The sequence below is a fragment of the Miniimonas sp. S16 genome (assembly GCF_057748195.1).
Window position 1 is genome coordinate 2,144,855 of record NZ_CM173242.1, and the last position, 22,908, is coordinate 2,167,762.

At 74.4% G+C, this 22,908-nt stretch carries 19 protein-coding genes; 10 read left to right on the plus strand and 9 right to left on the minus strand.

The genetic code is table 11. The features are described from left to right. Window positions 1-128: 128 nt before the first annotated feature. The gene (locus AC3AQ1_RS09440) at window positions 129-1,463 is read left to right on the plus strand and encodes a GntP family permease (protein ID WP_108718769.1); all 1,335 of its coding nucleotides are present in this window, start codon (window positions 129-131) and stop codon (window positions 1,461-1,463) included. An 11-nt stretch (window positions 1,464-1,474) separates the two neighbouring features. On the opposite strand, the gene AC3AQ1_RS09445 is transcribed toward AC3AQ1_RS09440, so the two are convergent. Beyond that, window positions 1,475-2,092, minus strand: coding sequence for a TetR/AcrR family transcriptional regulator (locus AC3AQ1_RS09445; RefSeq protein ID WP_108718770.1), 618 nt, complete (start codon window positions 2,090-2,092; stop codon window positions 1,475-1,477). A 115-nt stretch (window positions 2,093-2,207) separates the two neighbouring features. Between AC3AQ1_RS09445 and AC3AQ1_RS09450 the strand changes: the two genes are divergently transcribed. After that, on the plus strand, window positions 2,208-2,942 hold the full coding sequence (locus AC3AQ1_RS09450) for an SIR2 family NAD-dependent protein deacylase (protein WP_234417445.1): 735 nt from the start codon (window positions 2,208-2,210) through the stop codon (window positions 2,940-2,942). A gap of 52 nt (window positions 2,943-2,994) precedes the next feature. Then, window positions 2,995-4,044 carry a phosphogluconate dehydrogenase (NAD(+)-dependent, decarboxylating) gene (gene gnd, locus AC3AQ1_RS09455; RefSeq protein ID WP_108718771.1) on the plus strand — a complete coding sequence of 350 codons (1,050 nt, stop codon included), beginning with the start codon at window positions 2,995-2,997 and terminating at the stop codon, window positions 4,042-4,044. A gap of 139 nt (window positions 4,045-4,183) precedes the next feature. Here the strand turns inward: gnd and AC3AQ1_RS09460 are convergent, their stop codons facing one another. The 3 genes from AC3AQ1_RS09460 to AC3AQ1_RS09470 all read right to left on the minus strand — a co-directional run bounded on the left by AC3AQ1_RS09460 (window position 4,184) and on the right by AC3AQ1_RS09470 (window position 7,903). After that, complete coding sequence (locus AC3AQ1_RS09460; RefSeq protein WP_108720116.1) at window positions 4,184-5,611, minus strand: sugar porter family MFS transporter; 1,428 nt, start codon at window positions 5,609-5,611, stop codon at window positions 4,184-4,186. A 208-nt stretch (window positions 5,612-5,819) separates the two neighbouring features. After that, on the minus strand, window positions 5,820-6,875 hold the full coding sequence (locus tag AC3AQ1_RS09465; RefSeq protein WP_108718772.1) for a LacI family DNA-binding transcriptional regulator: 1,056 nt from the start codon (window positions 6,873-6,875) through the stop codon (window positions 5,820-5,822). Continuing rightward, a complete protein-coding gene (locus tag AC3AQ1_RS09470) occupies window positions 6,872-7,903 on the minus strand; it encodes a LysR family transcriptional regulator ArgP (RefSeq protein ID WP_108718773.1) in 1,032 nt (343 codons plus the stop codon). The genes AC3AQ1_RS09465 and AC3AQ1_RS09470 overlap by 4 nt, the downstream gene beginning before the upstream one ends. Before the next feature lie 79 nt (window positions 7,904-7,982). Here AC3AQ1_RS09470 and AC3AQ1_RS09475 point away from each other — a divergent pair, with 79 nt between their 5' ends. Beyond that, window positions 7,983-8,810, plus strand: a complete 828-nt coding sequence (locus AC3AQ1_RS09475; RefSeq protein WP_108718774.1) for a LysE/ArgO family amino acid transporter — start codon at window positions 7,983-7,985, stop codon at window positions 8,808-8,810. Window positions 8,811-9,000: 190 nt separating this feature from the next. On the opposite strand, the gene AC3AQ1_RS09480 is transcribed toward AC3AQ1_RS09475, so the two are convergent. Genes AC3AQ1_RS09480 through AC3AQ1_RS09500 form a run of 5 tightly spaced genes read right to left on the minus strand, consistent with a single transcriptional unit; the run spans window position 9,001 to window position 15,621 of the window. After that, entirely contained in the window at window positions 9,001-11,241 is a 2,241-nt protein-coding gene (locus tag AC3AQ1_RS09480; protein ID WP_108718775.1) for an efflux RND transporter periplasmic adaptor subunit, read from the minus strand. Beyond that, the gene (locus tag AC3AQ1_RS09485) at window positions 11,234-12,262 is read right to left on the minus strand and encodes a hypothetical protein (protein ID WP_108718776.1); all 1,029 of its coding nucleotides are present in this window, start codon (window positions 12,260-12,262) and stop codon (window positions 11,234-11,236) included. Before AC3AQ1_RS09485 ends, AC3AQ1_RS09480 begins: the two co-directional genes overlap by 8 nt. A gap of 19 nt (window positions 12,263-12,281) precedes the next feature. Continuing rightward, complete coding sequence (locus AC3AQ1_RS09490; protein ID WP_108718777.1) at window positions 12,282-13,499, minus strand: ABC transporter permease; 1,218 nt, start codon at window positions 13,497-13,499, stop codon at window positions 12,282-12,284. After that, complete coding sequence (locus tag AC3AQ1_RS09495; protein ID WP_108718778.1) at window positions 13,496-14,299, minus strand: ABC transporter ATP-binding protein; 804 nt, start codon at window positions 14,297-14,299, stop codon at window positions 13,496-13,498. The genes AC3AQ1_RS09490 and AC3AQ1_RS09495 overlap by 4 nt, the downstream gene beginning before the upstream one ends. After that, window positions 14,296-15,621, minus strand: coding sequence for an efflux RND transporter periplasmic adaptor subunit (locus AC3AQ1_RS09500; RefSeq protein ID WP_159096476.1), 1,326 nt, complete (start codon window positions 15,619-15,621; stop codon window positions 14,296-14,298). The genes AC3AQ1_RS09495 and AC3AQ1_RS09500 overlap by 4 nt, the downstream gene beginning before the upstream one ends. Before the next feature lie 242 nt (window positions 15,622-15,863). On the opposite strand from AC3AQ1_RS09500, the gene AC3AQ1_RS09505 reads away from it, so the two are divergent. From AC3AQ1_RS09505 to AC3AQ1_RS09530, 6 genes are read left to right on the plus strand one after another with little or no spacing between them, the layout of a single operon-like run. After that, entirely contained in the window at window positions 15,864-16,118 is a 255-nt protein-coding gene (locus AC3AQ1_RS09505; RefSeq protein WP_108718780.1) for a hypothetical protein, read from the plus strand. 41 nt (window positions 16,119-16,159) lie between these two features. Continuing rightward, on the plus strand, window positions 16,160-17,239 hold the full coding sequence (locus AC3AQ1_RS09510) for a polyprenyl synthetase family protein (RefSeq protein ID WP_159096477.1): 1,080 nt from the start codon (window positions 16,160-16,162) through the stop codon (window positions 17,237-17,239). After that, window positions 17,236-18,273 carry a phytoene/squalene synthase family protein gene (locus tag AC3AQ1_RS09515; protein WP_108718782.1) on the plus strand — a complete coding sequence of 346 codons (1,038 nt, stop codon included), beginning with the start codon at window positions 17,236-17,238 and terminating at the stop codon, window positions 18,271-18,273. The genes AC3AQ1_RS09510 and AC3AQ1_RS09515 overlap by 4 nt, the downstream gene beginning before the upstream one ends. Then, window positions 18,261-20,129 carry a phytoene desaturase family protein gene (gene crtI, locus AC3AQ1_RS09520; protein WP_159096478.1) on the plus strand — a complete coding sequence of 623 codons (1,869 nt, stop codon included), beginning with the start codon at window positions 18,261-18,263 and terminating at the stop codon, window positions 20,127-20,129. Before AC3AQ1_RS09515 ends, crtI begins: the two co-directional genes overlap by 13 nt. Window positions 20,130-20,136: 7 nt before the next feature. Further along, window positions 20,137-21,126, plus strand: coding sequence for a carotenoid biosynthesis protein (locus AC3AQ1_RS09525; protein WP_108718784.1), 990 nt, complete (start codon window positions 20,137-20,139; stop codon window positions 21,124-21,126). Next, a complete protein-coding gene (locus AC3AQ1_RS09530) occupies window positions 21,123-22,739 on the plus strand; it encodes a phytoene desaturase family protein (RefSeq protein WP_108718785.1) in 1,617 nt (538 codons plus the stop codon). The genes AC3AQ1_RS09525 and AC3AQ1_RS09530 overlap by 4 nt, the downstream gene beginning before the upstream one ends. The last annotated feature ends 169 nt before the right edge of the window (window positions 22,740-22,908 follow it).

Consider the following 22,908-nt stretch of genomic DNA (forward strand, 5'->3'; position numbering starts at 1 on the left):
GCCTGACCGCACTGCCTGACCGCACTGCCTGACTCACCGCCTGACGCACGGCCCGCACCACTCGTCGTACCCCGCACCACCCCGCACTGCACCCCACCCCTGATGCACCACCGACACCGGAGTCACCCATGACCACTCAGCTCGTCCTGGCGGCCCTTGCGGGCATCGCCGTGATCGTCGCCCTCATCGTCTGGCTCAAGGTCCATCCGTTCCTCTCGCTGATGGCGGGCGCGGGCGTGATGGCGATCGCCGCCGGCATGCCGTACACCGAGCTCTTCACGAGCTTCACCACCGGGTTCGGCACGACGGTGGCGGGCGTCGGCCTGCTGATCGTGCTCGGCTCGATCGTGGGAACGCTGCTCATCTCCTCGGGCGGCGCCGACGTCATCGTCGACACCATCCTGGACAAGACGCCCCTGCAACGCCTGCCGTGGGCGATGGCGCTCATCGCGTTCGTCGTCGGCATCCCGCTGTTCTTCGAGGTCGGCGTCGTCATCCTCATCCCCGTCGTGATGTACGCGGCGCGCCGCGCCAACCTCCCCGTGATCCTGCTCGGCATCCCCGCCCTCGCCGGCCTCTCGGCGCTGCACGGTCTCGTGCCGCCGCACCCCGGTCCGCTCATCGCGATCGACGCGCTCGGCGCGAACCTCGGCCTCACGCTCGGCCTCGGCCTCATCGTCGCGATCCCCTGCGTGGTCATCGCGGGCCCGCTCCTGGCCAAGGTGCAGGCGAAGTGGGTTCCGATCCCGGCCCGCGAGCTGCTCGGCTCGGACGAGAACACCCGTCAGTCGGACCGCCGCCCGTCGTTCGGCGCCGCGATCCTCGTCGTCCTGCTCCCCGTGATCCTCATGCTCGCCCGCACGGTCGTCGAGATGGCCGGACAGGAGGAGGGCCAGATCGGCCGCGCCGTCGTCTTCCTCGGCACGCCGCTCATCGCGCTGCTCATCACCGTGGTCACGGCGATGTTCCTCATGGGCTTCAACGTCGGTCGGTCGCGCGCCGAGGTCGGCTCGCTCGTCGGCTCCGCCCTGCCCCCCATCGCCGGCATCCTGCTCATCGTGGCCGCCGGCGGCGGATTCAAGCAGACTCTCGTCGACTCCGGCATCGCCGACGCCATCGCGTCCGGCATCGCCCAGGCGGCCATCCCACCGCTGCTGGCCGGCTGGATCGTGGCCGTGCTGATCCGCCTCGCCACCGGTTCGGCGACCGTCGCCACCATCACGGCCGGCGGCATCATGGCGCCGCTCGCCGCGGGTCTCTCGCCGAGCCACACCGCCCTGCTGGTCCTCGCCATCGGCGCGGGCTCGGTGTTCCTCAGCCACGTCAACGACGCCGGCTTCTGGATGGTGAAGGAGTACTTCGGCATGACCGTGGGTCAGACCTTCAAGACCTGGTCGCTCATGGAGACCGTGCTGTCCGTGACCGGACTGGCGTGCGTCCTCCTGCTCGGGCTCGTCGTGTAGCGATGGGCTCGTCAGGCGCCGTCGACCTCGCCCGCCACGTCCGGCCCGCCCACCCCGCCGGCCCCGACCCGCGGCAGCCCCGCGACGTACGCCGCGATCGCGGGCCGGACCGGGGCGGGCGGGTCGGAGACGAAGCTCGCGAGCATGAGGCCGTCGATGAGCGCGAGGAGCCCTGCCGCAGCCGTCGTGGGGTCGGCGGCTCCGATCTGGCTGAGCAGCGTCTCGACCGCAGCGACGACGGCCGCCTGGATCGGAGACTCGGCGAGCAGGTCGAGCAGCTCCGGGTCCCCGCGCAGGTCGATGAGCAGCACGAGACGCGCCAGCTGGTCGGTGCCGTGCTCGGCGAGCAGCAGCTCGACGGCCGACGTCAGCGCGGCCACGGCCTCCGGCTCGGTGCTCACGGAGGAGGCCTCCCCGAGCGGCAGCGCGTCGAGCCGCGCCGCCAGTCGTTCGACGGCGAGCGCCACGAGCTCCCGCCGCGACCGCGCGTAGTACGAGGTGGTGCCGGGCGGGAACGCGAGCGCCGCGTCGACGTTGCGGTGGGTGAGAGCGTGCAGGCCGGAGGACGCGATGATCGTGAGGCCGGTCTGGCCGATCCGCTCGCGACGACCGCTCGGGCGACGGGGCACGGGGGCAGCCTAGGGGTACGCCGCCCCCGGTCGCCTGCGTCTTCCCCGCCCGTTCGGGCGAGACTCGTGGCCGGGACGGCCCCGACCGCCCGCCGAGGCTGCGTAGCCTTCACCCGTGAGGACATCGCACGTGGGCGGGGTGACGGTGCTGACCGGCGCCGGCATCTCCACCTCCGTCGGCATCCCGGACTTCCGGGGACCGGACGGGGTGTGGACGCGCGACCCGACGGCGGAGCGACTGCTGGACATCGACGCCTACGTCGCCGAGGTCGACGTCCGCACAGCGGGCTGGGCCTCCTGGGCGAGCCACCCCGCCTGGCGCGCGACGCCGTCGCCGGCCCACCGCGCCCTGCTGGCGCTCGAGGGCGCGAACGCGCTGCGCGGGGTCGTGACGCAGAACTTCGACGGGCTGCACCAGCTCGCCGGCACGGCGAGCGATCTCGTCGCGGAGGTGCACGGCAGCCTGCGCACGACGTCGTGCCTCGCCTGTGGCGCGACGCAGGAGACTCCCGAGGTGCTCGCCCGGCTCGGCCAGGACCCCGACCCGCACTGCCCGTGCGGCGGCGTGCTCAAGGTCGACGTCGTCTACTTCGGCGAGATGCTGCCGGGCGGGACGTTCGAGCGGGCGGTCGGCGCGACGCGCGCGTGCGACGTCTTCGTCGCGGTGGGCAGCACCCTCACCGTCCAGCCCGTGGCGAGCCTTGCGGTGGAGGCGGTGCGCTCGGGGGCGCGGCTCGTCGTCGTGAACCGCGACCCGACCCCCTACGACCCGCTGGCCGCCGACGTGCGCCGCGGACCGATCGACGTCGAGCTCCCGCGGCTCGTCCAGGAGCTGCTGGACCAGGTGTAGCCAGGTACGACCCCCCGCCGACCCCCTGCGGTCGGCCGACTCGAGGAGAGACATGCAGCTGGGAATGATCGGTCTGGGCCGGATGGGCGCCAACCTCGTGCGCCGCCTCATGCGCGCCGGGCACGAGTGCGTGGTGTGGGACGTCAACGCGGACGCGATCGCGGCGCTCGCGGCCGAGGGTGCGGTGGCGGCCACCAGCCTCGAGGACCTCGCCGCGCGGCTGACCGGACCCCGGAACATCTGGGTCATGGTGCCCGCCGGGTACGTGCAGTCCACGGTCGACGGCCTCGCCGAGGTGCTCTCGCCCGACGACGCCGTCATCGACGGTGGCAACTCCTACTACCGCGACGACATCGCGCGTGCGGCCCAGCTGCGCGAGAAGGGGATCCACTACGTCGACTGCGGCACGTCCGGCGGCGTGTGGGGCCTCGACCGCGGCTACTGCCTCATGATCGGCGGCGAGGACGAGGTCGTCGCGCGGCTCGACCCGATCTGGCGCACCATCGCGCCGGGTGCGGGCGACGCCGAGCCCACGCCCGGGCGCCACCCCGGTGGCACCGCGCAGGAGGGGTACCTGCACTGCGGGCCCAACGGTGCCGGCCACTTCGTGAAGATGGTGCACAACGGCATCGAGTACGGCGTGATGGCCGCGATCGCCGAGGGCCTGTCGATCATCCGGCACGCCGACGCCGGGCTGCACACGCAGGAGATCGACGCCGAGACCACGCCCCTGCGCGACCCGCAGTTCTACCAGTACGAGATCGACATCGCCGAGGTCGCCGAGGTGTGGCGGCGCGGGTCGGTCATCGGCTCGTGGCTCATGGACCTCACGGCTGCGGCGCTCGCCGCCGACCCCGACCTGTCCTCGTTCGGCGGCCGGGTGTCCGACTCAGGCGAGGGCCGGTGGACGGTGATCGCCGCCGTCGAGGAGGGCGTGCCGGCCAACGTCATCCAGGCCGCGCTCAACGCGCGGTTCTCCTCGCGCGACCTCAACGAGTTCCAGGACAAGGTGCAGTCCGCGCAGCGCAGCCAGTTCGGCGGCCACGCCGAGAAGCCGATCGTCGAGGGCGGGGCGGCGGACGCGGCGGCCACCGCGCCCTGACGTCCGGTCCTTCGCAGCGGGCGACGCCGTACGCGAACCTCGCGTACGCCGTCGTGCGTAGGGGCGAGGCGCACCCGGGCGACGGCGAACGCGAACCTCGCGTACGCCGTCGTGCCTTCGTGGCGAGTTGCGCCAGCGGCTACTGCCGAGCGGCGCTGCCGTGCTGCACGGGGTTGGTGAAGAGCGTCTCGGTCTTCTCCAGCTCCATCCCCTTGGTCTCGGGGATGCGGGCCCACACGTAGAAGAAGGACAGCGCGGCGAACACCGCGTACATGCCGTAGGTGATCGGCAGCGACCACGCCGACATCGGCGGGAACGTCACGGTGATGAGGAAGTTGGCGATCCACTGGGCCGCGGCGGCCACGCCGAGCGCCTTCGCGCGGATCCGACTGGGGAAGATCTCGCCGAGCAGCACCCACACGAGCGGGCCCCACGACGCCCCGAACCCGATCACGAAGAGGTTCGCCGAGATCAGCGCGATGGTGCCCCAGGGGTCGTCGAGCGTCACGTTGTCGCCCGTCCCGGTCGCCGACATGAAGCACAGCGCCATGGCGCCGAGCGAGACGGTCATGATCGCGGAGCCGGTGAGCAGGATGGGCTTGCGGCCGACCCGGTCGACGAGCCAGATGGCCACGAGCGTGACCAGCACGTTGGTCACCGACGTGAACACGCTGATCGTGAGGGAGTCGTCCTCGGTGAACCCCACCGACTTCCACAGGCTCGTGGAGTAGTAGAAGATCACGTTGATCCCCACGAACTGCTGGAAGACCGACAGGATGATGCCGACCCAGACGATCTTCTGCAGGCCGAGCACCGGACCCGTGAGCGAGACGTTCGCGTTCCTGCGGTCCGTCTCGATCGCGGTGGTGAGCTCGCGCATCGTCTGGGGCAGATCGACCTCGGGCACCAGTCGGGCGAAGATCTCCCGCGCTTCCTCGGTGCGGCCCTTGGCGATGAGGTAGCGCGGCGACTCCGGCAGCGTGAAGGCGAGGATGCCGTACACCGCAGCCGGGATGACGCCGACGAGGAACATCCACCGCCACGCCTCGAGGCCGAGCCAGAGGTCGTCCGAGGCGCTGCCTGCCTGGAACGCCAGCAGCGCGTCGCTGAGGAGGGCCACGAAGATGCCGAGCGTGATCGCGAGCTGCTGGAGCGAGGCGAGGGCGCCGCGCACCTGACGCGGCGCGATCTCGGCGATGTACGCCGGTGCGACGACCGACGCGATGCCGATGCCGATGCCGCCGAGGATGCGCCACAGCAGCAGGTCCGGCACGCTGAACGTGAGGCCGGCCCCGATCGAGCTGATGAGGAACATCGCGGCGCCGAGCATCATGACCCTGAGGCGGCCCCAGCGGTCCGACAGCTGGCCCGCGACCATGGCGCCGACGGCGCAGCCGAGCAGCGCGACGGCGACGACGAAGCCCGTCAGCGTGTCGTTGATCTCGAAGTTGGCGGAGATCGAGTCGACGGCGCCGTTGATCACCGAGGAGTCGAACCCGAACAGGAACCCGCCGACGGCGGCGGCGACCGACAGGCCGATCGCGCGGCGCCCGTACGGGCTCTTCATCGAGAACGTGTTCTCGGGAATGGAGTCGTCGATCCGTGCGTCGTCGCTGGCCACGTACGCACAGTAGGCCCGGCGGGGCGTCGAGCGGCAGGGGGGCGTGGGTACGTCAGACGAAAGTCGCTGTCAGGTGCGGGTCAATCGTCGGTCAGTCGTGGGTCACAGGGGGGTCAGGAGCGCGTCAGCGCTGGTCACGCGCGTCAGCGACAGGTCACTCGCGCGGCGCGGCGGGTGGCGCACCCGTGCTGGCGCGGACCACGAGGGTGGCGGGGATGAGGTGGGCGCGTGGCTCGAGCGCCTCGTGGTCGCGGATCTGTCGCATGAGCAGCGCCACCAGGGTGCGCCCCGTCTCGGCGAAGTTCTGGTGCACCGTGGTCAGGGGCGGCCAGAGGTACTCGGCCATCGGGATGTCGTCGAAGCCGGCCACCGAGAGGTCTTGCGGCACCCGCAGCCCCGCCTCGTGCACGGCCCGCAGGAGGCCGCCGGCCATCTCGTCGTTGGCGCAGTACACCGCCGTGGCGCCCGCGGCGATGATCGCCCGTCCGGCCGCGTAGCCCGACGCCATCGTCCAGTCGCCCACGACGGGCTCGGGCACGGGCGCACCGCGCGCGAGCAGCGCCTCGCGCCAGGCGTCCGCGCGCTGGTTGCCGGGCCCGGAGTCCAGCGGGCCGCGCACGTGGTGCACCGTGCGGTGCCCGAGGTCGAGCAGGTGGTCGACCACCAGGGTCGAGCCCGCCGCCTGGTCGATCCCGACCGAGGGCAGGTGACCCACGAAGCGGGAGTCCGCGACCACGACGGGGAAGCCGGGCGCGAGCGCGAGCGTCTCGGGCGTCGCGTCCTCGGCGCGGATGATGACGAGGCCGTCGATGGCCTGGTGCTCGAGCCGCACGGCGGCGGCGGTGACCTCGCTCGTCGTCGCCTGCTCGAGGTCGACGAGGTTGACGGTGTAGCCCTCGGCTCGGGCCGCCGCGACCACCGCCTCGACCGTGCGGGACTCACCCGTGCGGGACAGCCGGTGCGCGATGAGTCCGATCGTCGTGAAGGAGCCCGACCGCAGCGCACGCGCCGCCCGGTTCGGGGTGTAGCCCAGCTCCGTCATCGCCAGCTGGACCTTGTCCCGCGTGGCGGGGCGCACGGCGTCGGACCCGTTGGCCACTCGCGAGACTGTCTGCTGCGAGACGCCCGCGCGCCGGGCGACGTCCCCGATCGAGGGCGCCGAGGAGCCGCGCCGGACCGGCGTCGGCCGCGCGGTCGGCTGCTCGCTCATGGCCCGGACCCTACCCGAGCGGGCCCGCCTCGGCGTCCCGACGATCCGCGTCGTTTCGCCGACGGTGACGTCGCCATCGGACGAAGCGCGTCCGCCGCGGCGGTGCGCACGGCCGAGGCGACGGCGTCGAGCGTGGCGGTCCGCAGCGACCACTGCTGCCAGAACAGGGTGACGTCGATCGCGGGGGAGGGTGCGCCGTCGGGCGTCGTGAGCACGACGGCGTCGGCCGCCGTCCAGGTGGGCACCTGCAGCTCGGGCACCATGCCCCAGCCGTAGCCGAGCCGGACGGCGGTGACGAACTCGGCGGACGCGGGCACGACGTGGCTCGGCGGCGCGGACCGCACGCCCCAGTCCTCGAGCAGGCGGTGCTGCAGGCGGTCGCGATCGTCGAAGACGACGACGGGCGCGACGGCGAGCGACGCCGTCGTGAGTCCCTCGGGGAAGTGCCGGCGCGCGAACGCGGGCGAGGCCATCGGGAGGTAGCGCATCGCGCCGAGCGGGGTGACGGTGCAGCCCTGGACGGGCGTGCTCACGGACGTCACGGCCGCGGTGGCGTCACCCGTGCGCAGGACCTCGGCGGTGTGGTCCTGGTCCTCGCGCACGAAGACGAGATCGACGTCGGCGGAGAGGGGGGCGAGGGCCGGGAGCACCCAGGTGGCGAGCGAGTCGGCGTTGACGGCGAGGCGGAGGGTCGGGCGCGAGGTGGTGCCGCCGACGGGTCCTGCGGCGCCGGCGTCCTGTGCCGCGAGCTCCGCGTCCGCGGCGAGCAGGTCGACCTGCCGGGCGAACCGGAGCACCGGCTCGCCCTGGGCGGTCACCCGCACCGGTCGGGTGCGCCGCAGCAGCACCGCACCCACGGTGCGCTCGAGCGCCTTGAGGCGCTGGCTGACCGCCGACGGCGTCACGGAAAGTGCTCGCGCGGCGGCCTCGAGGCTGCCGTGGTCGACGACGGCCGCGAGGGCGCGCAGCTGGGGCAGGTCCCAGTCGGGGGCGCGGTGCTGAGTGACCGCACCTGGGTCCGTGGACATCCGGCCATCGTAAGCGCTGCTAAGGAAACCGAAGAAACATTCGTTGGACTGTCTTGCTGGCTGTTCGTAGCGTCGCAGCGTGACCACTGTGCTTGCCGGCCTGCTCTTCGGATGGGGCCTCATCGTCGCCATCGGCGCCCAGAACGCGTTCGTCCTGCGGCAGGGGGTGGCGCGCTCCCACGTCGGGGTCGTCGTCGCCGTCTGCGCGGTGAGCGACCTCGTGCTCATCGGGATCGGCGCCGCCGGGCTGGGGCGCGTGATCGCGGCGCACGACGGCGTGCTCACCGTGGTCACGGTCCTCGGCGCCGCGGTGCTGCTCTGGTACGGGTGGCTTGCCGCGCGGCGGGCCTGGCGGCCGGCTGTGCACGGGCTCGAGCTGGGGGCGGCCCAGGGCGACGGCTCGTCGCCGGGTGCGGGTGACGGCGGTCGCGGTGCGGCGCTGGACTCGGGACCCGGAGTCGGTGCCGGCAGTGGTTCTGCGGTTCCTGGTTCCGCCGCTCCTGAGTCCGCCGCTCCTTCCGCGGTCACCGGCTCCACGGTCACTGGCTCCGCCGTCGCCGCGGTGGCTGCCGTTCCTCTCACGCCTTCGGGGCCTGCCGCCGCGCGGCCCGCCCGCCCCAGCCTGCGCGTCGCGGTCCTGACGGCGCTCGCGCTCACGTGGCTGAACCCGCACGTGTACCTCGACACGGTGGTGCTGCTCGGCTCGGTGTCGGCGAGCTACGCGCAGCCGTGGCTATTCGCCGTCGGGGCGGGGATCGGGAGCATCACGTGGTTCACCGCGCTGGGGTACGGCGCCGGCCTGCTCGCCCCGGTGTTCGCGCGACCGTCCGCGTGGCGCGTGCTCGACACCGTGATCGCCGTCGTGATGGTCGCGGTCGCGGCGAGCCTGCTGGCCGGGCTGCGCTGACTGGTCGGCGTCGTCGGCCAGCTCGGCCACGGTCTGGGTGGACGTGGCGGTGGCGGTCTCCACGTGGGGCGCGCCGGACGGGCGTGTGCCGCGTGTGGGGTGGACGTGGCGGTGGCGGTCTCCACCTGGGGCGCGCGGTCGGCGGGGTCCGCAGCCGCACAGCTGCAGCCGCGGACCCCGCCACGGGCGGTCAGCCCTGTGGGCCACCCCCGCCGCCGAAGCCGCCCCCGCCGGACGGCGGGCCGCCCTGGAAGCCACCGCCCTGCTGCTGCGAGTCGCCGGAGAGGCCGGTGAGACCGGAGGAGGTGGAGTCCTCGTCACCGGTGTCGATGGCCTGAGTGAGGTCGGCGAGCACCACCTCGTCGCCGGCCGTCAGCCCGTCGGTGATCTCGGTGAGTTCCGCGCCGACGGCGCCGACCGTCACCTCGCGCGACGTCACCTCGCCGCCCTCGAGCACGTCGACGGTGGTCGTCGAGCCGGACACGTGCACCGCGGACGTCGGCACCGTGAGCACCCCGGTGCGCTGCGCCACGTCGACGTCGAGGTCCGCGGTCGCGCCCTCGAGCAGCCCGCTCGTCGGGTCGGTGACCGCGAGCACCACGGTGAACTGCGGCGTCGTCGTCTCGGACACGTCGGTCACCCCGATGCTCGCGACGTGTGCGGCCACGACGGCGTCGCTCCCGCCCACGCTCCCGCTCGCGGTCTGGCCCACGGCGAGCTGCTTGACGTCGGACAGGTCCAACGTCGACGTCACGACGTAGCCGCCGTCGCCGAGCACCGTGACGACCGCAGTCGTCGAGGACGCCGTCACCTCGTCGCCCACGGCGAGCGCGACCTGCGCGACCGTGCCGTCGATCGGGCTCGTGAGCGTGCCCGACGCCGCGGCGGCCTCGGCGATCGCGAGGTCGGCCTGGGCGACGTCGACCGCGGCCTGGTCGGCGAGGATCCGCTGGGCCGTGACCTCGACGCCGGACGAGCCGGTGCTGCCCGTGGCACCGGCCGTGCCACTGCCCGTCCCGCCCGTGGTGGCGGCGCCACCCGTGCCTCCGGTCGCACCGGAGGCGCCCGTGCCGCCCGTCGACGGAGCGCTCCCGGTGGTCGAACCGCCGGACATGCCGCCCGACGTCGAGCCACCCGTGCCGCCCGTGCCCCCGGTCTGGCCGCCGGTCCCGTTCGTCGGCTGGTCGGTCGGCTGAGAGGGCTGGCCGGTGGGCTGAGTCGTGGGCTCGGTGGTCGGCTCAGCGGTGGGCTCGTCTGTCGGCTCAGAGGTCGGCTCGGTGGTCGGGTCGTCCGTGCCGGCCGCCTCGTCGGCCGCCTTTGCGGCGTCGACCGCGTCGTTCAGCGTGGCCACGGCGGTGTCGAGCTCGCTCGCGCGATCCAGCAGCGCCTGCTGCTCGGTCGCGACCGTCGCCTGGTCCGCGAGCGACAGCGTCACGGCGCCCTGGCACGCGACCAGCGCGGCCTGCAGTGCGGCGAGGTCGGCGCCCGGGTCCTCGCCCGTGCCGTCGTAGGTGGCCGCGAGGAAGGGCGCGCACGTGTCGGTCGACGTCGTCCCCGAGCCCGTCGCCGCGGCCAGCGCCGCGTTCACGGTGTCGTACTGCGCGAGCAGCGCGTCCTGCGCGACGGTCACGTCGGCGCGCGCGGCGTCGACCGCCGCCCACGCCGCCTCGACGTCGCTGGATGTGCCGCTCGAGCTGTCGTCGTCGCCCGAGGTGTCGGCAACCGCCTCGGCCACCGTGAGCACGGTCGCCACGAGCGGCCGGAGCAGCCCGGTCACCACGAGTGCGCCGCCGGACCCGCCGGACGTCCCGCTCGAACCACCCGATCCGCCCGAGGACGTGATCGAGCTGACGGTGTCGCCTGCGGTCTGCGCCTCGAGGTCGGAGGACAGCGTCTCCTGCGCGGTGGCGAGCGCGTCCTGCGCGTCGGCCACGGCGTCGGCCAGCTCGTCCGCGTCCAGCGTCGCGAGCTGCTGTCCGGCCGTGACCGTGTCGCCTAGGGCGACGTCGACGCTCGCGACGGTGCCCGCCGTCGAGAACGCCGCGTCCGCGCGGTCGACCGACGTGAGCGTGCCGGTGGCCGCGATGCTCTGGCTCACGTCGGCGGTGCTCGCCTCGGCCGTGCGGTAGTGCTCGGCCGGCCGTACGGTCAGCGCGACGGCGCCGCCCGCCACCGCGAGCGCCACGGCCGTGCCGGCGGCGATCGTCACGACGCGCCTGCGGCGCCGGGCCCGACGGCGAGCGGTCGCCGTGGTCGTCGGCCTCGCCGTGGGCGCGGCCACCGTCCCCGTGGTGCCCGTCCCTGTGGCGGCTGCCGCCTCCGGGCCCGTCGTCTCGGAGGTGAGCCCGGACGTCCCCGACGTCCCCGACGTCCCCGACGTCCCCGCCTCCTCCGCTGGACCCGTGCCCTTCACCGCGCGCTGGTCAGGCATTCCCGCTCCCGCTCCCGCTCGTGCTCTCCTCGCCGGCGCCGCTCTGACCGTTCTGGCCGCGCTGCCCGCCCGGGCCACCGCCGAAGCCACCGCCGCCGAAGCCGCCGCCCCCGAAACCGGTCGAGCAGCCCTCGTCGCCGGGCTGGGACAGCGCGATCGAGCTCGCCGTGACGGCTCCGGAGGAGTCGGCGTCGCCGAAGGCCGTCGCGCACAGCCCGGTGGCGATGTCGCTCGTCGCGGCCGTCGCGGTCACGGTGTAGGTGGTCGCGTCGTCGGTCGCGATCGTGGCGGTCTCGCCGTCGGAGGTGGTGACGGTGATCGTCGTCCCGTCGACGGCGGTGACGGTGCCGCTGGTCGGCATGCCGCCGGCGAACCCGCCGCCCGCACCGCCGCCCTGCGGCATATCGGTCGGCATCTCGCCGCCGTTCGGCATGTCGGTGGGCATCTCGCCGCCGTTCGGCATGTCGGTCGGGAGGTCGGTCGGCGTCTCGCCGCCCTCGGGCAGCTGCCCTCCGCCCGGCATCCCGCCGCCCATCCCGCCGCCGAACCCGGCGGCGCACGTGCCGTCGTCGCCCGGCTGGGTGAGCGCGACCGAGACGGCGACGTCGTCGGTGAGCTGCGCCGTCGCGCACAGACCGGCGACCACGTCGGCGATCGTGCCGTCGGCGGCGAGCGTGACGCTCGTGTCGTCGGTCCAGGTCACGGCCGTCTGCTCGTCGTCGCCCTGCACCTGCGCGGTGCTGCCGGTGACGAGCACGATCTCGCCGGACACGCCGCCGCGATCGGCGTCGCCGCCCGCACCGCCGCCGAGCGCGCCCTGCCCGCCGTCGGGCGCCGCGGAGGCGTCCACGGACGGCGCCGCGGAGGCGTCGGAGTTGCCCGCGGCCTCGGACGTGCCGGTCGAGCAGGACGCGACGAGCGCGGTGGCTGCCGCGAGCGCGGTGAGGGCGACGAGGCGGGAGGGCCGCAGGGATGCCCGCCGCGATGCCCGTGGCGAGCGGGAGGGAGTGAGTGCACGCATGAAGAGCCTTTCGGGTGGGTCACTCGCTGCGGAGTGCGTCGATGGGGGCGAGCCGTGCGGCCCGCGCTGCCGGGTAGGTGCCGAAGAGGAGGCCGATGCCGAGGGCCACCGCGATCGATCCGGCGATCGCCACGCCGGAGACGACGATCGAGGAGCCGAGCACGCTCGGGAGCGTGAGCGCCGCGACCACGCCGAGCCCGACGCCGAGCACGCCGCCCGCCAGCCCGAGGATCGAGGCCTCGGTGAGGAACTGCCGCCGGATCACGCGGGGCGGTGCGCCGAGCGCCTTGCGCAGGCCGATCTCCCGGGTCCGCTCGGTGACCGACACGAGCATGATGTTCATGACGCCGATCCCACCGACCAGCAAGGAGAGGGCAGCGATTCCGGTCAGCAGCACCGTCAGGGTGCGGTAGACCGACGTCGCCGTCTCCACGAGGGCGTCCTGGCTGGAGATCGAGAAGTCCGCCGAGTCGGCGTTGGTGATGCCGTGCAGGTTGAGCAGCAGCGTCTCGGCCTCCTGGTACGCCGCCGAGATGACGGTCGTGTCCACAGCCTTGAGGTAGATCGTCGACACCGTGGTCGGGTTCGTCCCGATGAGGTCGGAGCCCACGACGGCGAGAGGCAGCACCGCGAGGTCGTCCAGGTTCGTCTCGCTCGAGGACCCGGCCGAGTCCAGCACGCCGACTACCGTGAACGGCAGGTCGGAGATGGTCACGCTGCGTCCGACGACGTCGGTGCTGCCGAACAGCTCGGTCGCGGCCTCGGACCCGAGCACCACCTGCGAGGTGGAGTCGGGGTCGACGAACTCGCCCGAGGACAGCGTCCGTGAGCGCACCTCGAGCCAGTCGGCGGTCACGCCGGTGACCGTGGTGGTCCAGTTCGTGTCGCCGGCCTCGACCGACAGCGACGTGGAGCGCTCGGCGGCCACGGCGTCGACGTCCGGCGTCGCGACCGAGGAGTCCAGCGCCTCGACGTCGGACGTGGTGAGCGTGGCGGCCGAGCCGAACCCGCCGCGCATGCCGGAGGAGTCGGTGCTCGAGCCGGGCGTGACGATGAGGAGGTTGGAGCCGAGCGAGCTGATCTGCGCGCTGACGTCCTTCTGGGTGCCCAGGCCGAGCCCGACCGTGAGGATCACCGCGGCGATGCCGATGAGGATCCCGAGCGTGGTCAGGAGCGAGCGCATCGAGTGCGCGCGGATCGAGCTCCAGCCGGTGAGGAGGGTCTCGCGCCAGCTCATGCCGTGGCCCCCCGCTCGGTGACCGCGGTCGGGAACGAGCGAGCCCCGGTGTCCTCGGCGATGAGCCCGTCCCGCACCCGCACCACGCGCGCGGCCCGCGAGGCCACCTCGTCCTCGTGCGTGATGAGCACGACGGTGCGCCCGGAGGCGTGCAGCTCGTCGAACAGCGCGAGCACGTCGTCGGTCGAGGACGAGTCGAGGTTGCCCGTGGGCTCGTCCGCCAGGATCAGCGCGGGCTCGCCCACCAGGGCACGCGCGACGGCCACGCGCTGCTGCTGACCGCCGGACATCTGGCCCGGCCGGTTGGGCGCCTTGTCGGCGAGCCCGACCCGGTCCAGCGCCCTGACCGCCGCCTCCTCGCGGGCCCGGCGGGCCGCGCGAGCACTCTGCCCGGGGTTCTGGCGGTAGGTCAGCGGCAGCATGACGTTGCCCTTGGCCGAGAGCGACGGCAGCAGGTGGAACTGCTGGAAGACGAACCCCACCTCGCGGTTGCGGATGTCGGCGAGGTCCTCCTCGTCCAGGTCCGCGACGTCGTGCCCGGCGAGCGCGTACGACCCGCTGGTCAGCACGTCGAGGCACCCGAGGATGTTCATGAGCGTCGACTTGCCCGACCCCGAGGGGCCCATGATCGCGACGTACTCGCCCCGGTCGATCCGCAGCGTGACGCCGCGCAGCGCCTCGAACGTGATGGCGCCCGTGGTGTAGGTCTTCCGCGCGTCGACGAGGTCGATGACCGGACCAGGGACGTCCTCCTCGGCGAGCGCCGGCTCGTCGTCGTGGCCGAGCAGCAGCGCGCTCATCCCTGACCGCCGGGGAACCCGCCGGAGAAGTCCGGCATCTGGCCGTCTCCGCCGGGGAGCTCGCCGCCGCCGGGGAGCTGGCCCTGCTGGTCCTGCGTTCCGGTGCCGGACGTGTCCTGCGACGCGATCGCGACCGTGTACTGCACGGTGTCGCCCTCGGACAGGCCCGACGTGATCTCGACCGTGGAGCCCGACGTCTCGCCGAGCTCCACGGTGGTCGTCATGGTCTCGACCGCGTTCGCCGAGTCGGCGTCGGCGGACCCGGCCGTGCTGTCACCGCCGGGCGTCGCGCCGTCGCTCGCTGCGCCGTCGGACGTCCCGCTCGAGGTGACGAGCTCGACGGTCGCCGTGCCGTCGGCGTTCTGCGTCACTGCGGCCGACGGGATCGCCAGGACGTCCGTGCGGCGGGAGTAGATGATGCTCACGTCGACCGCGACGCCGTCGTAGAGGCCCTCGCCGTCGCCCGTGACCTCGATCGTGACCGGGTAGGTCACCGATCCGGAGGAGGAGCTCGGCAGCTTCCCGATCTCGGTGACGACGCCGAAGATCGTGCCGCTCACGTCGTCGGAGGTCATCTCGACCTGGTTGCCGACGGCCAGGTCTGCGACGTCCGACTCGCCCACCGAGACCGACACGGTCCACGCGTCGGTGCCGACGACCGTGAAGGCGCCGCTCGCCGTCGTCGTGGTGCTCGAACCCGTCGAACCGCCGGCGCCGGTCGCGCCGGTGGTCCCGCCGCCGGCGCTCGCCGAGGACGAGCCGGACACCGCGTCCCCGACGGCGACGCCCACGCTGGTCACCAGGCCCGCCACGGGTGCGACGAGCGTCGCGTCGGCCATCGCGGCCTCGGCGTCGTCGTAGGCGCTCTGCGCGACGGCGAGCGCGGCGGTGCGCGACTCGACGAGGGCGTTCGCGCCGTCGCTGTCGTCGTCGGCGTCCTGCGCCTCCTCGAGCGCCGCCTTCGCGACCTCGAGGTCGTAGAGCGCCTCGGTGCGGGTGGCGTCTAGCTGCAGGGTGTCGATGGTCGCGAGCGTCTGACCGGCCGTGACGGTGTCGCCCTCGGCGACGTCGACGGTCTGCACGGTGCCCGTGGCGGCGAACGAGACTGTCTCGTTGACGGCCGGCGTCAGCGTGCCCGAGGTGGTGACGGACTGCTCGAAGGTGGTGAGCGTGGCCTGGGCGGTGAGCGTCTGGCTCGTCGCGCTCGTCGTGGCCGCCTGTGCGGGCCGCATCACGGCGAACCAGAGCACGGCGGCGACGGCGAGCACGAGCACAGCGCCCGCGGCGACCAGGACGCGGGGTCGGGGGAGGTGGAGTCTCACGGGCCGGGACGCTAGGGGCGTGCTCTGGCGCGGTTCTCAGCGGAACCTGTCAGGACACTGTGAGTGGGGGTGTGGTCCACCGCGCTGCCGGCCGTGCCGCCCGGCGCGGTGCTCGGAACGCCGGTTCCCACGCCCGGGGGAGCGCCGCTCCCGACCCCGGATGGGCCCTCCCGGGCTCCGTCGGGGCGCTTTGACTGGTGGCCCCGCCGCATTGACTGGTCAGATCGTCTCGGGGCCCTGTTGTGGGTGCATTCACGCAGGTCGCCGTGCGCTCCGCCGATCTGACCAGTCAATGCGGCGGGGCGACCAGTCAATCCGTCGGGATCTGGCGGCAGACCTCCGCGTTCGGCTTCACGGCCGCGCCGTCGGCTGCGCTGGCCGCTGTGGCGCTCGCCGCGGTGGGTCACCTGCTCGCGACGCCGGTGCTCGCCGTCGGGCTCCTGCTCCCCGTGCTGTGGGAGGTCTCGTGCGGAAGACGCGTGCGCGGGCGCCGCTGACGGGGTAGGTTTTCGCTAATCAACTTAGCGAGGTGGACTGCGTGCCCACACTGCCCCTGCCGGTGTCGACGGAGAGCGCGCTCGCCCAGGTGCGCGCTCGGCTGGAGGAGTACGTCGCGCGCTGCGTCGCGGGTGCGAGCGGTCCGGAGTCGGAGCGGCTCTGGCGCGTGGCCGGGGACAGCCTGCGCGGCGGGAAGCTCGTCCGCCCCGCGATCCTCCTCGTCGCCGCCGAGGCGCTCGACGGCGAGGAGCACCGCGCGGTCGACTCCGGCGCCAGGCTCGACCTCGCCGTCGCCGTCGAGCTGCTGCACTCCGCCTTCCTGCTGCACGACGACGTGATCGACCACGACGTGCTGCGCCGCGGCGAGCCGAACCTCATCGGCCGCGCGCACGAGGTGGCCGGGCAGGAGCTGGGCCGCGCGTCGCACCGGCGGCTCGGCGAGGCCGCCGGCATCCTCGCCGCGGACGTGCTGCTCGCGGACGCGCACCAGCTCGTCGCCCGGCTCGACGTGCCGCACGACGTACGGCTGCGGATGCTCGACGTGCTCGGCGAGACGCTCGCGCAGTCGGTGGCCGGCGAGCTCGCGGACGTCCTGTACTCGCTGCCCGAGACCTCGCCCGACGTCGAGGCCGTGCTCGCGATGTCGGCGCGCAAGACGGGCGTCTACACGGTCCGGCTACCGCTCCTGCTGGCGCTCGCCGTCGCGGGCGCGCGGGTGCCGACCGGCCTGGAGGAGTACTGCACGTCCCTCGGCCTGGCCTTCCAGCTGCAGGACGACGTCCTCGGGGTGTTCGGCGACCCCGAGGAGGTGGGCAAGGACCCCTACTCCGACATCCGCGAGGGCAAGGTCACCGCGCTCGTGGCGTGGGTGCGCGCCGGCGCGGACTGGCCGCGGCTGGCGTCGCTGCTCGGCCGGGGCGACCTCACGGCGCGTGAGGCCCAGGAGGCGGTCGACCTCATCGAGTCCTCCGGGGCACGCGCCGCCGTCGAGCAGGACGCGGCGATGCACCTGGCCGACGCGCTCGCGCAGGCCGCCCGGATCGGCGAGCAGCCCGGCTACGCAGCGTTCGGCGCGGTGCTCGAGGGCGTCGCGCGCGCCATCGCGGAGCGGAGGTCGTGACGGCCCCCGACGCCGCCCGCCTCGCGCTCTACACGCGTGCCGCACGGGTGGCCGCCGACGGCGTGATCCGCAGCTACTCGACCTCGTTCGGCCTCGCGACCGCGCTGCTGCCCGACCGTTGCCGCGACCACGTGCGGGCCGTCTACGCGATGGTCCGCGTCGCGGACGAGATCGTCGACGGCGTGGCCGCCGAGGCCGGCCTCGACGCTGACGCCCAGCGCGCCGCCCTCGACGCCTACGAGGCCGCGACCTACGAGGCGATGGCCACGGGGTTCGCGGCCGACCTGGTGCTGCACGCGTTCGCCGCCACGGCCCGCGCGTGCGGCATCACGCGCGACGTGGTCGAGCCGTTCTTCGCGTCCATGCGGATGGACCTCGACCCGCGCTCCCTCACGCCCGCCGAGCAGGCGCGGTACGTGTACGGCTCGGCCGAGGTGGTCGGCCTCATGTGCCTGCCGATCTACCTCGACGGGCATCGCGTGTCCGACGGCGAGCACGCGGTTCTCGTGCGGGGTGCCCGGGCGCTGGGGGCGGCCTTTCAGAACGTCAACTTCCTTCGTGACCTCGCCGACGACGCAGGGCGGCTGGGGCGGGGGTATCTGCCGGCGGTGGGTGAGGGGAACGGTGCTGGTGCTGGTGCTGGTGCTGCGCACGGCGGCGCGCCGAGCGCGGGTGGCGCCCGCGCCGGCCGGCCGGACGAGCCGCCGGACGGGCCGCTCGACGCGCCGCTGGACGCGCCGCAGGACGCGCCGCTGGACGAGGCGGGCAAGCGCGCGTGGGTGCGGCGGATCCGCGCCGACCTGCGCACCGCCGACGAGGGCCTCGCGCTCCTGCCGGCCGACGTGCGCCCCGCCGTGCGCGCGGCGCGCCTGCTGTTCGGCGAGCTCACCGCGCGGATCGCGGCCACCCCGGTGCGCGAGCTGTACCGCGAACGGGTGAGCGTCCCCACGCCGGTCAAGCTGCGGCTCGTGGCGCGCGCGGTCCTCGCCGACCCGGCGCTGCTGGACGGGGGGTGGCACCCGTGGCGCGCGTGATCGTGATCGGCGCGGGTGTCGCCGGCCTCGCGACCGCCGCCCTGCTCGCGCGCGACGGGCACGACGTGCACGTGCTCGAGCGAGGCTCCCGCGTGGGCGGACGCGCGGGCCGGATCGACGACGCGGGCTTCGTGTTCGACACCGGTCCGTCCTGGTACCTCATGCCCGCGCAGTACGACCACTTCTTCCGGATGCTCGGCACGAGCGCCGAGGCCGAGCTCGACCTGCGCACGCTCGACCCGGGCTACCGCGTGCTGCACGGGCCCGGCGCACAGGGCGGGCCGCTCTCGCGCGTCGGCCCCGACGACGTCGAGTCCTTCGACGTGCCCTGGGGCGAACCGGCCGCTCGCGCCGCGTTCGAGGCGCGCGAGCCCGGCGCCGGCGCGGCGCTCGCGGAGTACCTCGCCACCGCGCGGCAGGCCCTCGACCTGTCGCTGGCCGCGTTCCTCTACAACCCGTTCACCTCGGTGCAGCCGTTCCTCGACCCCGAGGTCCGGCGCGCGGCGCCGGCCCTCGCGCGGTGGCTCGTGACCTCGCTCGCGGGGCACGCCGGACGGCGGTTCGCCGATCCCGTGCTGCGCGAGGTGCTGAGCTACCCCGCCGTGTTCCTCGGCGTGGACCCGCGGCGCGCCCCGGCCATCTACCACCTCATGAGCCAGGTCGACCTGTCCGACGGCGTGCGCTACCCGGTCGGCGGGTTCACCGGGGTCGTGGCGGCGCTGGAGCGGCTCGCCCGCACGGCCGGGGTCCGGATCACGCTCGACGCGACCGTCGACGCCCTCGCGGTCACCGGACGCGGCCGCCGCGGTCACGTGCGCGGCGTGGAGTGGACCGACGTCCGCGGGCGCGCGCACCGCACGCCGGCCGACGTCGTCGTCTCGACCGCCGACCTGCACCACACCGAGACCCGGCTCGTGCCGCCCACCTACCGCACCTACCCCGAGCGCTCCTGGCGGCGGGTCACGCCCGGGCCCTCCGCCGTCCTCGTGATGCTCGGCGTGCGCGGTGCGCTGCCCGAGCTGCCGCACCACACCCTGGCGTTCACGCAGGACTGGGAGCGCAGCCTCGACGCCGTGTTCGGCGGGGGCGAGCTGCCCTCGCCGACGTCGCTGTACGTCTGCCGGCCGTCCGCGACCGACGACGGCGTCGCACCCCCCGGGCACGAGAACCTCTTCGTGCTCATCCCGGTCTCGGGCGACGTCGGGCTGGGGCACGGGACCGGGTACCCGGCGCCGTTCGTGCGCGACGGCGCGCCTTCCGAGAGCGAGTCGCCCGACGGCGAGCGCACGGACGCCACCATCGCACCGAACGCGTCGGTCGGGTCGGACGAGTCGACCGCGTCGGACGGGTCGGCCGGATCTGCCGGGTCTGCCGGGTCTACCGGCGCTCGCCGCGCGGACCCGCGCGTCGAGCGGATCGCCGACCTCGCCGTCGAGCAGATCGCGCGCTGGACGGGCGTGACCGACCTCGCCGAACGCGTCGTGGTGCGGCACACGATCGGGCCCGCCGACTTCGCCGACGACTACCACTCCTGGCGCGGCGGCATGCTCGGGCCCGCGCACACGCTCGCGCAGTCCGCGATGTTCCGGCGTGGCCCGCGCTCGCGGCGCGTGCGCGGGCTGTACTACGCGGGCGGCACGGCCTCGCCCGGGGTCGGCGTGCCGATGTGCCTCATCTCGGCCGAGCTCGTGCTCAAGCTGGTGCGCGGGGACGCCTCGGGCGGGCCGCTGCCCGAGCCGGCGCCCGCGCAGTCCAGCGAGCCGGGGGCCGGGTCGAGCGATCGTCCGGCGCCGGGCCTCGCGAGCGAGCCGACGCGCGAGGCGGGCGTCGAGCCGGACGCGGGTCCGCCGTCGTGAGCCGCGCATGCTGAGGTCGACCGCGGTCCGGCCGCCCGCCGCGCACCGCGTGCCGATGGGGCGCGTGGTCGCGGGCCAGGTGGCGTGGATCGCGCTGCTGGCCGCGCTCGCGGTGCAGGCGAGCTTCGCGATCACGTGGGGCGGCACGCTGCGCCAGACCGTGGCGAGCGTGTGCCTCATGGCGCTCACCGCGGTGCTGCACGCCGCGTCGGTGGGCGGCTGGCGGTTCGCGCTCGGCGTCGGCGGCGGCGTGGCGGCGCTCGGCCTGGTCGCGGAGGCGGTCGGGGTCGCGACCGGCTTCCCGTTCGGCGAGTATGCCTACACGGGCGGGCTCGGGCCCTCGGTGCTCGGGGTCTCGGCGCTGGTGCTGCTCGCCTGGACGACGCTCGCGTACCCCGCCTGGGTGGTGGCGCGCCGGCTCGTGCCGGTCCGACGAGTGCCGGGCACGGGACGCGAAGCGTGGTGGCGCTGGGTCGCGCGGCACCTGGTGGCGGCGTGGGCGCTCACGGCGTGGGACGTGTTTCTCGACCCGCAGATGGTCGACGCCGGCAACTGGGGCTGGGCCAACCCGGAACCGTCGCTGCCCGGCACACCCGGCATCCCGCTCACCAACTACGCGGGCTGGCTCGGGGTGTCGTTCGCGATGGCGGTGCTCATCTCCGCGTCCTACACCTGGGCGCGGCGCGCGGCGACCCCGGGGGCGGGCGACGTCGGCACCCGCGCTACGCAGTGGCCGGACGCCATCCCCTACGCGGTCTACGTGTGGACGTGGCTCACGTGCGTCGCGGGCAACCTCACGTTCTGGCCGCGACCCTCGGTGGCGCTCGCGGGCGGCCTCGCGATGGGGGTGATCGCCGTGCCGCTGCTCGTCACGTTGTGGCGCGGGCGGCTGCGGTTCGGGCCGCGTGCCCCGGACACCCCGCGCAACCAGCGCACTCCAGACACCGCGGGCACTCCAGACACCCGGGGCACTCCGGGCGGCGGAGATCCCCGATGAGCCGCGTCGTCGTGGTCGGGGCCGGCCTCGGAGGCCTCGCCGCCGCTGCGCGTCTCGCCGCGGGCGGCCACGAGGTGACCGTGCTGGAGCAGGCGCCCGGCGTGGGTGGCAAGCTCGCCGTCGAGCGCTGGCGGGGCTACTCCTTCGACACGGGACCGTCGCTGCTCACGATGCCCGACGTGCTCAGCGAGCTGTTCGAGGCGACCGGCGGGCCGCCGGCCGGGCTGCGCCTGGAGCGGCTCGAGACCGCCTGCCGCTACACGTTCGGCGACGGCACCGTGCTCGACCTGCCCGGCCGGCGCGAGGAGATCCCCGCGGCGCTGGACGCCGCGCTCGGGCCGGGCCGCGGCGCGCAGTGGGCGGACCTGCTCGCCCGCGCCGAGCGGATGTGGCACGTGGTGCGCGAGCCGTTCCTCTCCTCGCCGATCACGGCCGCGACGCTGCCGGCGATGGTGAGCTCCGGCGTCGGGCTCGCGGAGGTGGCGCCCTGGCTCTCGCTGCGCGCCTACGGGGCGCGCAGCCTGCGAGACCCGCGCCTGGTGATGCTGCTCGACCGCTACGCGACCTATACCGGCAGCGATCCGCGACAGGCGCCGTCACCGCTGGTCACGGTGCCCTTCGCGGAGCAGGAGTACGGGTCCTGGTACGTGCCGGGCGGGCTCGGCGAGATCGCGCGCGCGGTGCGCGAGCGTGCCGAGTCGCTCGGTGCGCGGGTGCACACGGGGGTGCGGGTCGCGCGGATCGAGCAGGCGGACGGGCGGGTGCGCGGCGTGGTGACGTCCGACGGCGAGCGGATGCGCGCCGACGTCGTCGTCGCCAACGCGGACGCCGCCTCGGCCTACGGGATGCTCGACGGCGAGGCCCCCCTGCGCACCCGGCTCGCCACGGCCGCGGCGCGCGTCCGGGTGGGACTCGCGACCCCGTCGCTCGGCGGGTTCGTGCTGCTGCTCGCCCTCGAAGGGCTGCCCGCGGAGCTGCGAGGGGTGCACCACCGCGTGCTGTTCGCCGAGGACTACGACGGGGAGTTCGACGCGATCTTCCCGTCGCTCGGGGCGCGCGCGGTGGGGGCGCTGGGGCGGGCCGGAGGACGGCTCGCGGGGCCTCCTGGCGGCGCGCGCGGCCCGAGGGCTCGCGTTGGTGTCGCGGCGATCGGGCGGCCGCGGCCGGTGCGGCGTCCGACGGTGTACGTGACGGCCCCCGAGGATCCTGCGGTGCTGCCCGACGGCGTGGCGGGTGCGGGTGCCTGGTTCGTGCTCGTGAACGCGCCGCGGCACGATCCGGCCCGCGGGTGCGACTGGCGCGCACCCGGCCTCGCCGACGCCTACGCCGACCACGTGCTGGCAGTCCTCGCCTCGCGCGGGCTCGACGTGCGGCCGTACCTCGTGAAGCGGTTCGTCCGCACGCCCGCCGACCTCGAGCGCGCGACCCTCACGCCCGGCGGCTCGATCTACGGGACGTCCTCGAACGGGCCGCTCGCGGCGTTCCTGCGGCCGGCCAACCGCGGCCCGGTCGAGGGCCTGCACCTCGTGGGCGGGTCCGCACACCCGGGCGGCGGGCTGCCGCTCGTGATGCTGTCGGCGCGGATCGTGGCCGAGATGGTCGGGCCTGCCTAGCGGCGACCACAGGTGCTCGTCCCGGGGCGTCCCGACGCACCTTGCCCTTGCCCGAGCGCCCGCAGCCGCCCCGATGGACCTCGAGCTGCTCTGGCTCGACGGGCGCAGTCAGCGACCCGGATGACGCCTCGAGAACGGCGTGTCCCGTGGGCTCTCCCAGCTCCCAGCT

Excerpts from the sequence above, each read along its gene's own strand:
- AC3AQ1_RS09490 (WP_108718777.1), bottom strand. The coding sequence starts at position 13,499 with ATGAGCTGGCGCGAGACCCTCCTCACCGGCTGGAGCTCGATCCGCGCG.
- gnd (WP_108718771.1), top strand. The coding sequence starts at position 2,995 with ATGCAGCTGGGAATGATCGGTCTGGGCCGGATGGGCGCCAACCTCGTG.
- AC3AQ1_RS09440 (WP_108718769.1), top strand. The coding sequence starts at position 129 with ATGACCACTCAGCTCGTCCTGGCGGCCCTTGCGGGCATCGCCGTGATC.
- AC3AQ1_RS09465 (WP_108718772.1), bottom strand. The coding sequence starts at position 6,875 with ATGAGCGAGCAGCCGACCGCGCGGCCGACGCCGGTCCGGCGCGGCTCC.
- AC3AQ1_RS09480 (WP_108718775.1), bottom strand. The coding sequence starts at position 11,241 with ATGCCTGACCAGCGCGCGGTGAAGGGCACGGGTCCAGCGGAGGAGGCG.
- AC3AQ1_RS09495 (WP_108718778.1), bottom strand. The coding sequence starts at position 14,299 with ATGAGCGCGCTGCTGCTCGGCCACGACGACGAGCCGGCGCTCGCCGAG.
- AC3AQ1_RS09460 (WP_108720116.1), bottom strand. The coding sequence starts at position 5,611 with ATGAAGAGCCCGTACGGGCGCCGCGCGATCGGCCTGTCGGTCGCCGCC.
- AC3AQ1_RS09530 (WP_108718785.1), top strand. The coding sequence starts at position 21,123 with ATGAGCCGCGTCGTCGTGGTCGGGGCCGGCCTCGGAGGCCTCGCCGCC.
- AC3AQ1_RS09485 (WP_108718776.1), bottom strand. The coding sequence starts at position 12,262 with ATGCGTGCACTCACTCCCTCCCGCTCGCCACGGGCATCGCGGCGGGCA.
- AC3AQ1_RS09525 (WP_108718784.1), top strand. The coding sequence starts at position 20,137 with ATGCTGAGGTCGACCGCGGTCCGGCCGCCCGCCGCGCACCGCGTGCCG.
- AC3AQ1_RS09470 (WP_108718773.1), bottom strand. The coding sequence starts at position 7,903 with ATGTCCACGGACCCAGGTGCGGTCACTCAGCACCGCGCCCCCGACTGG.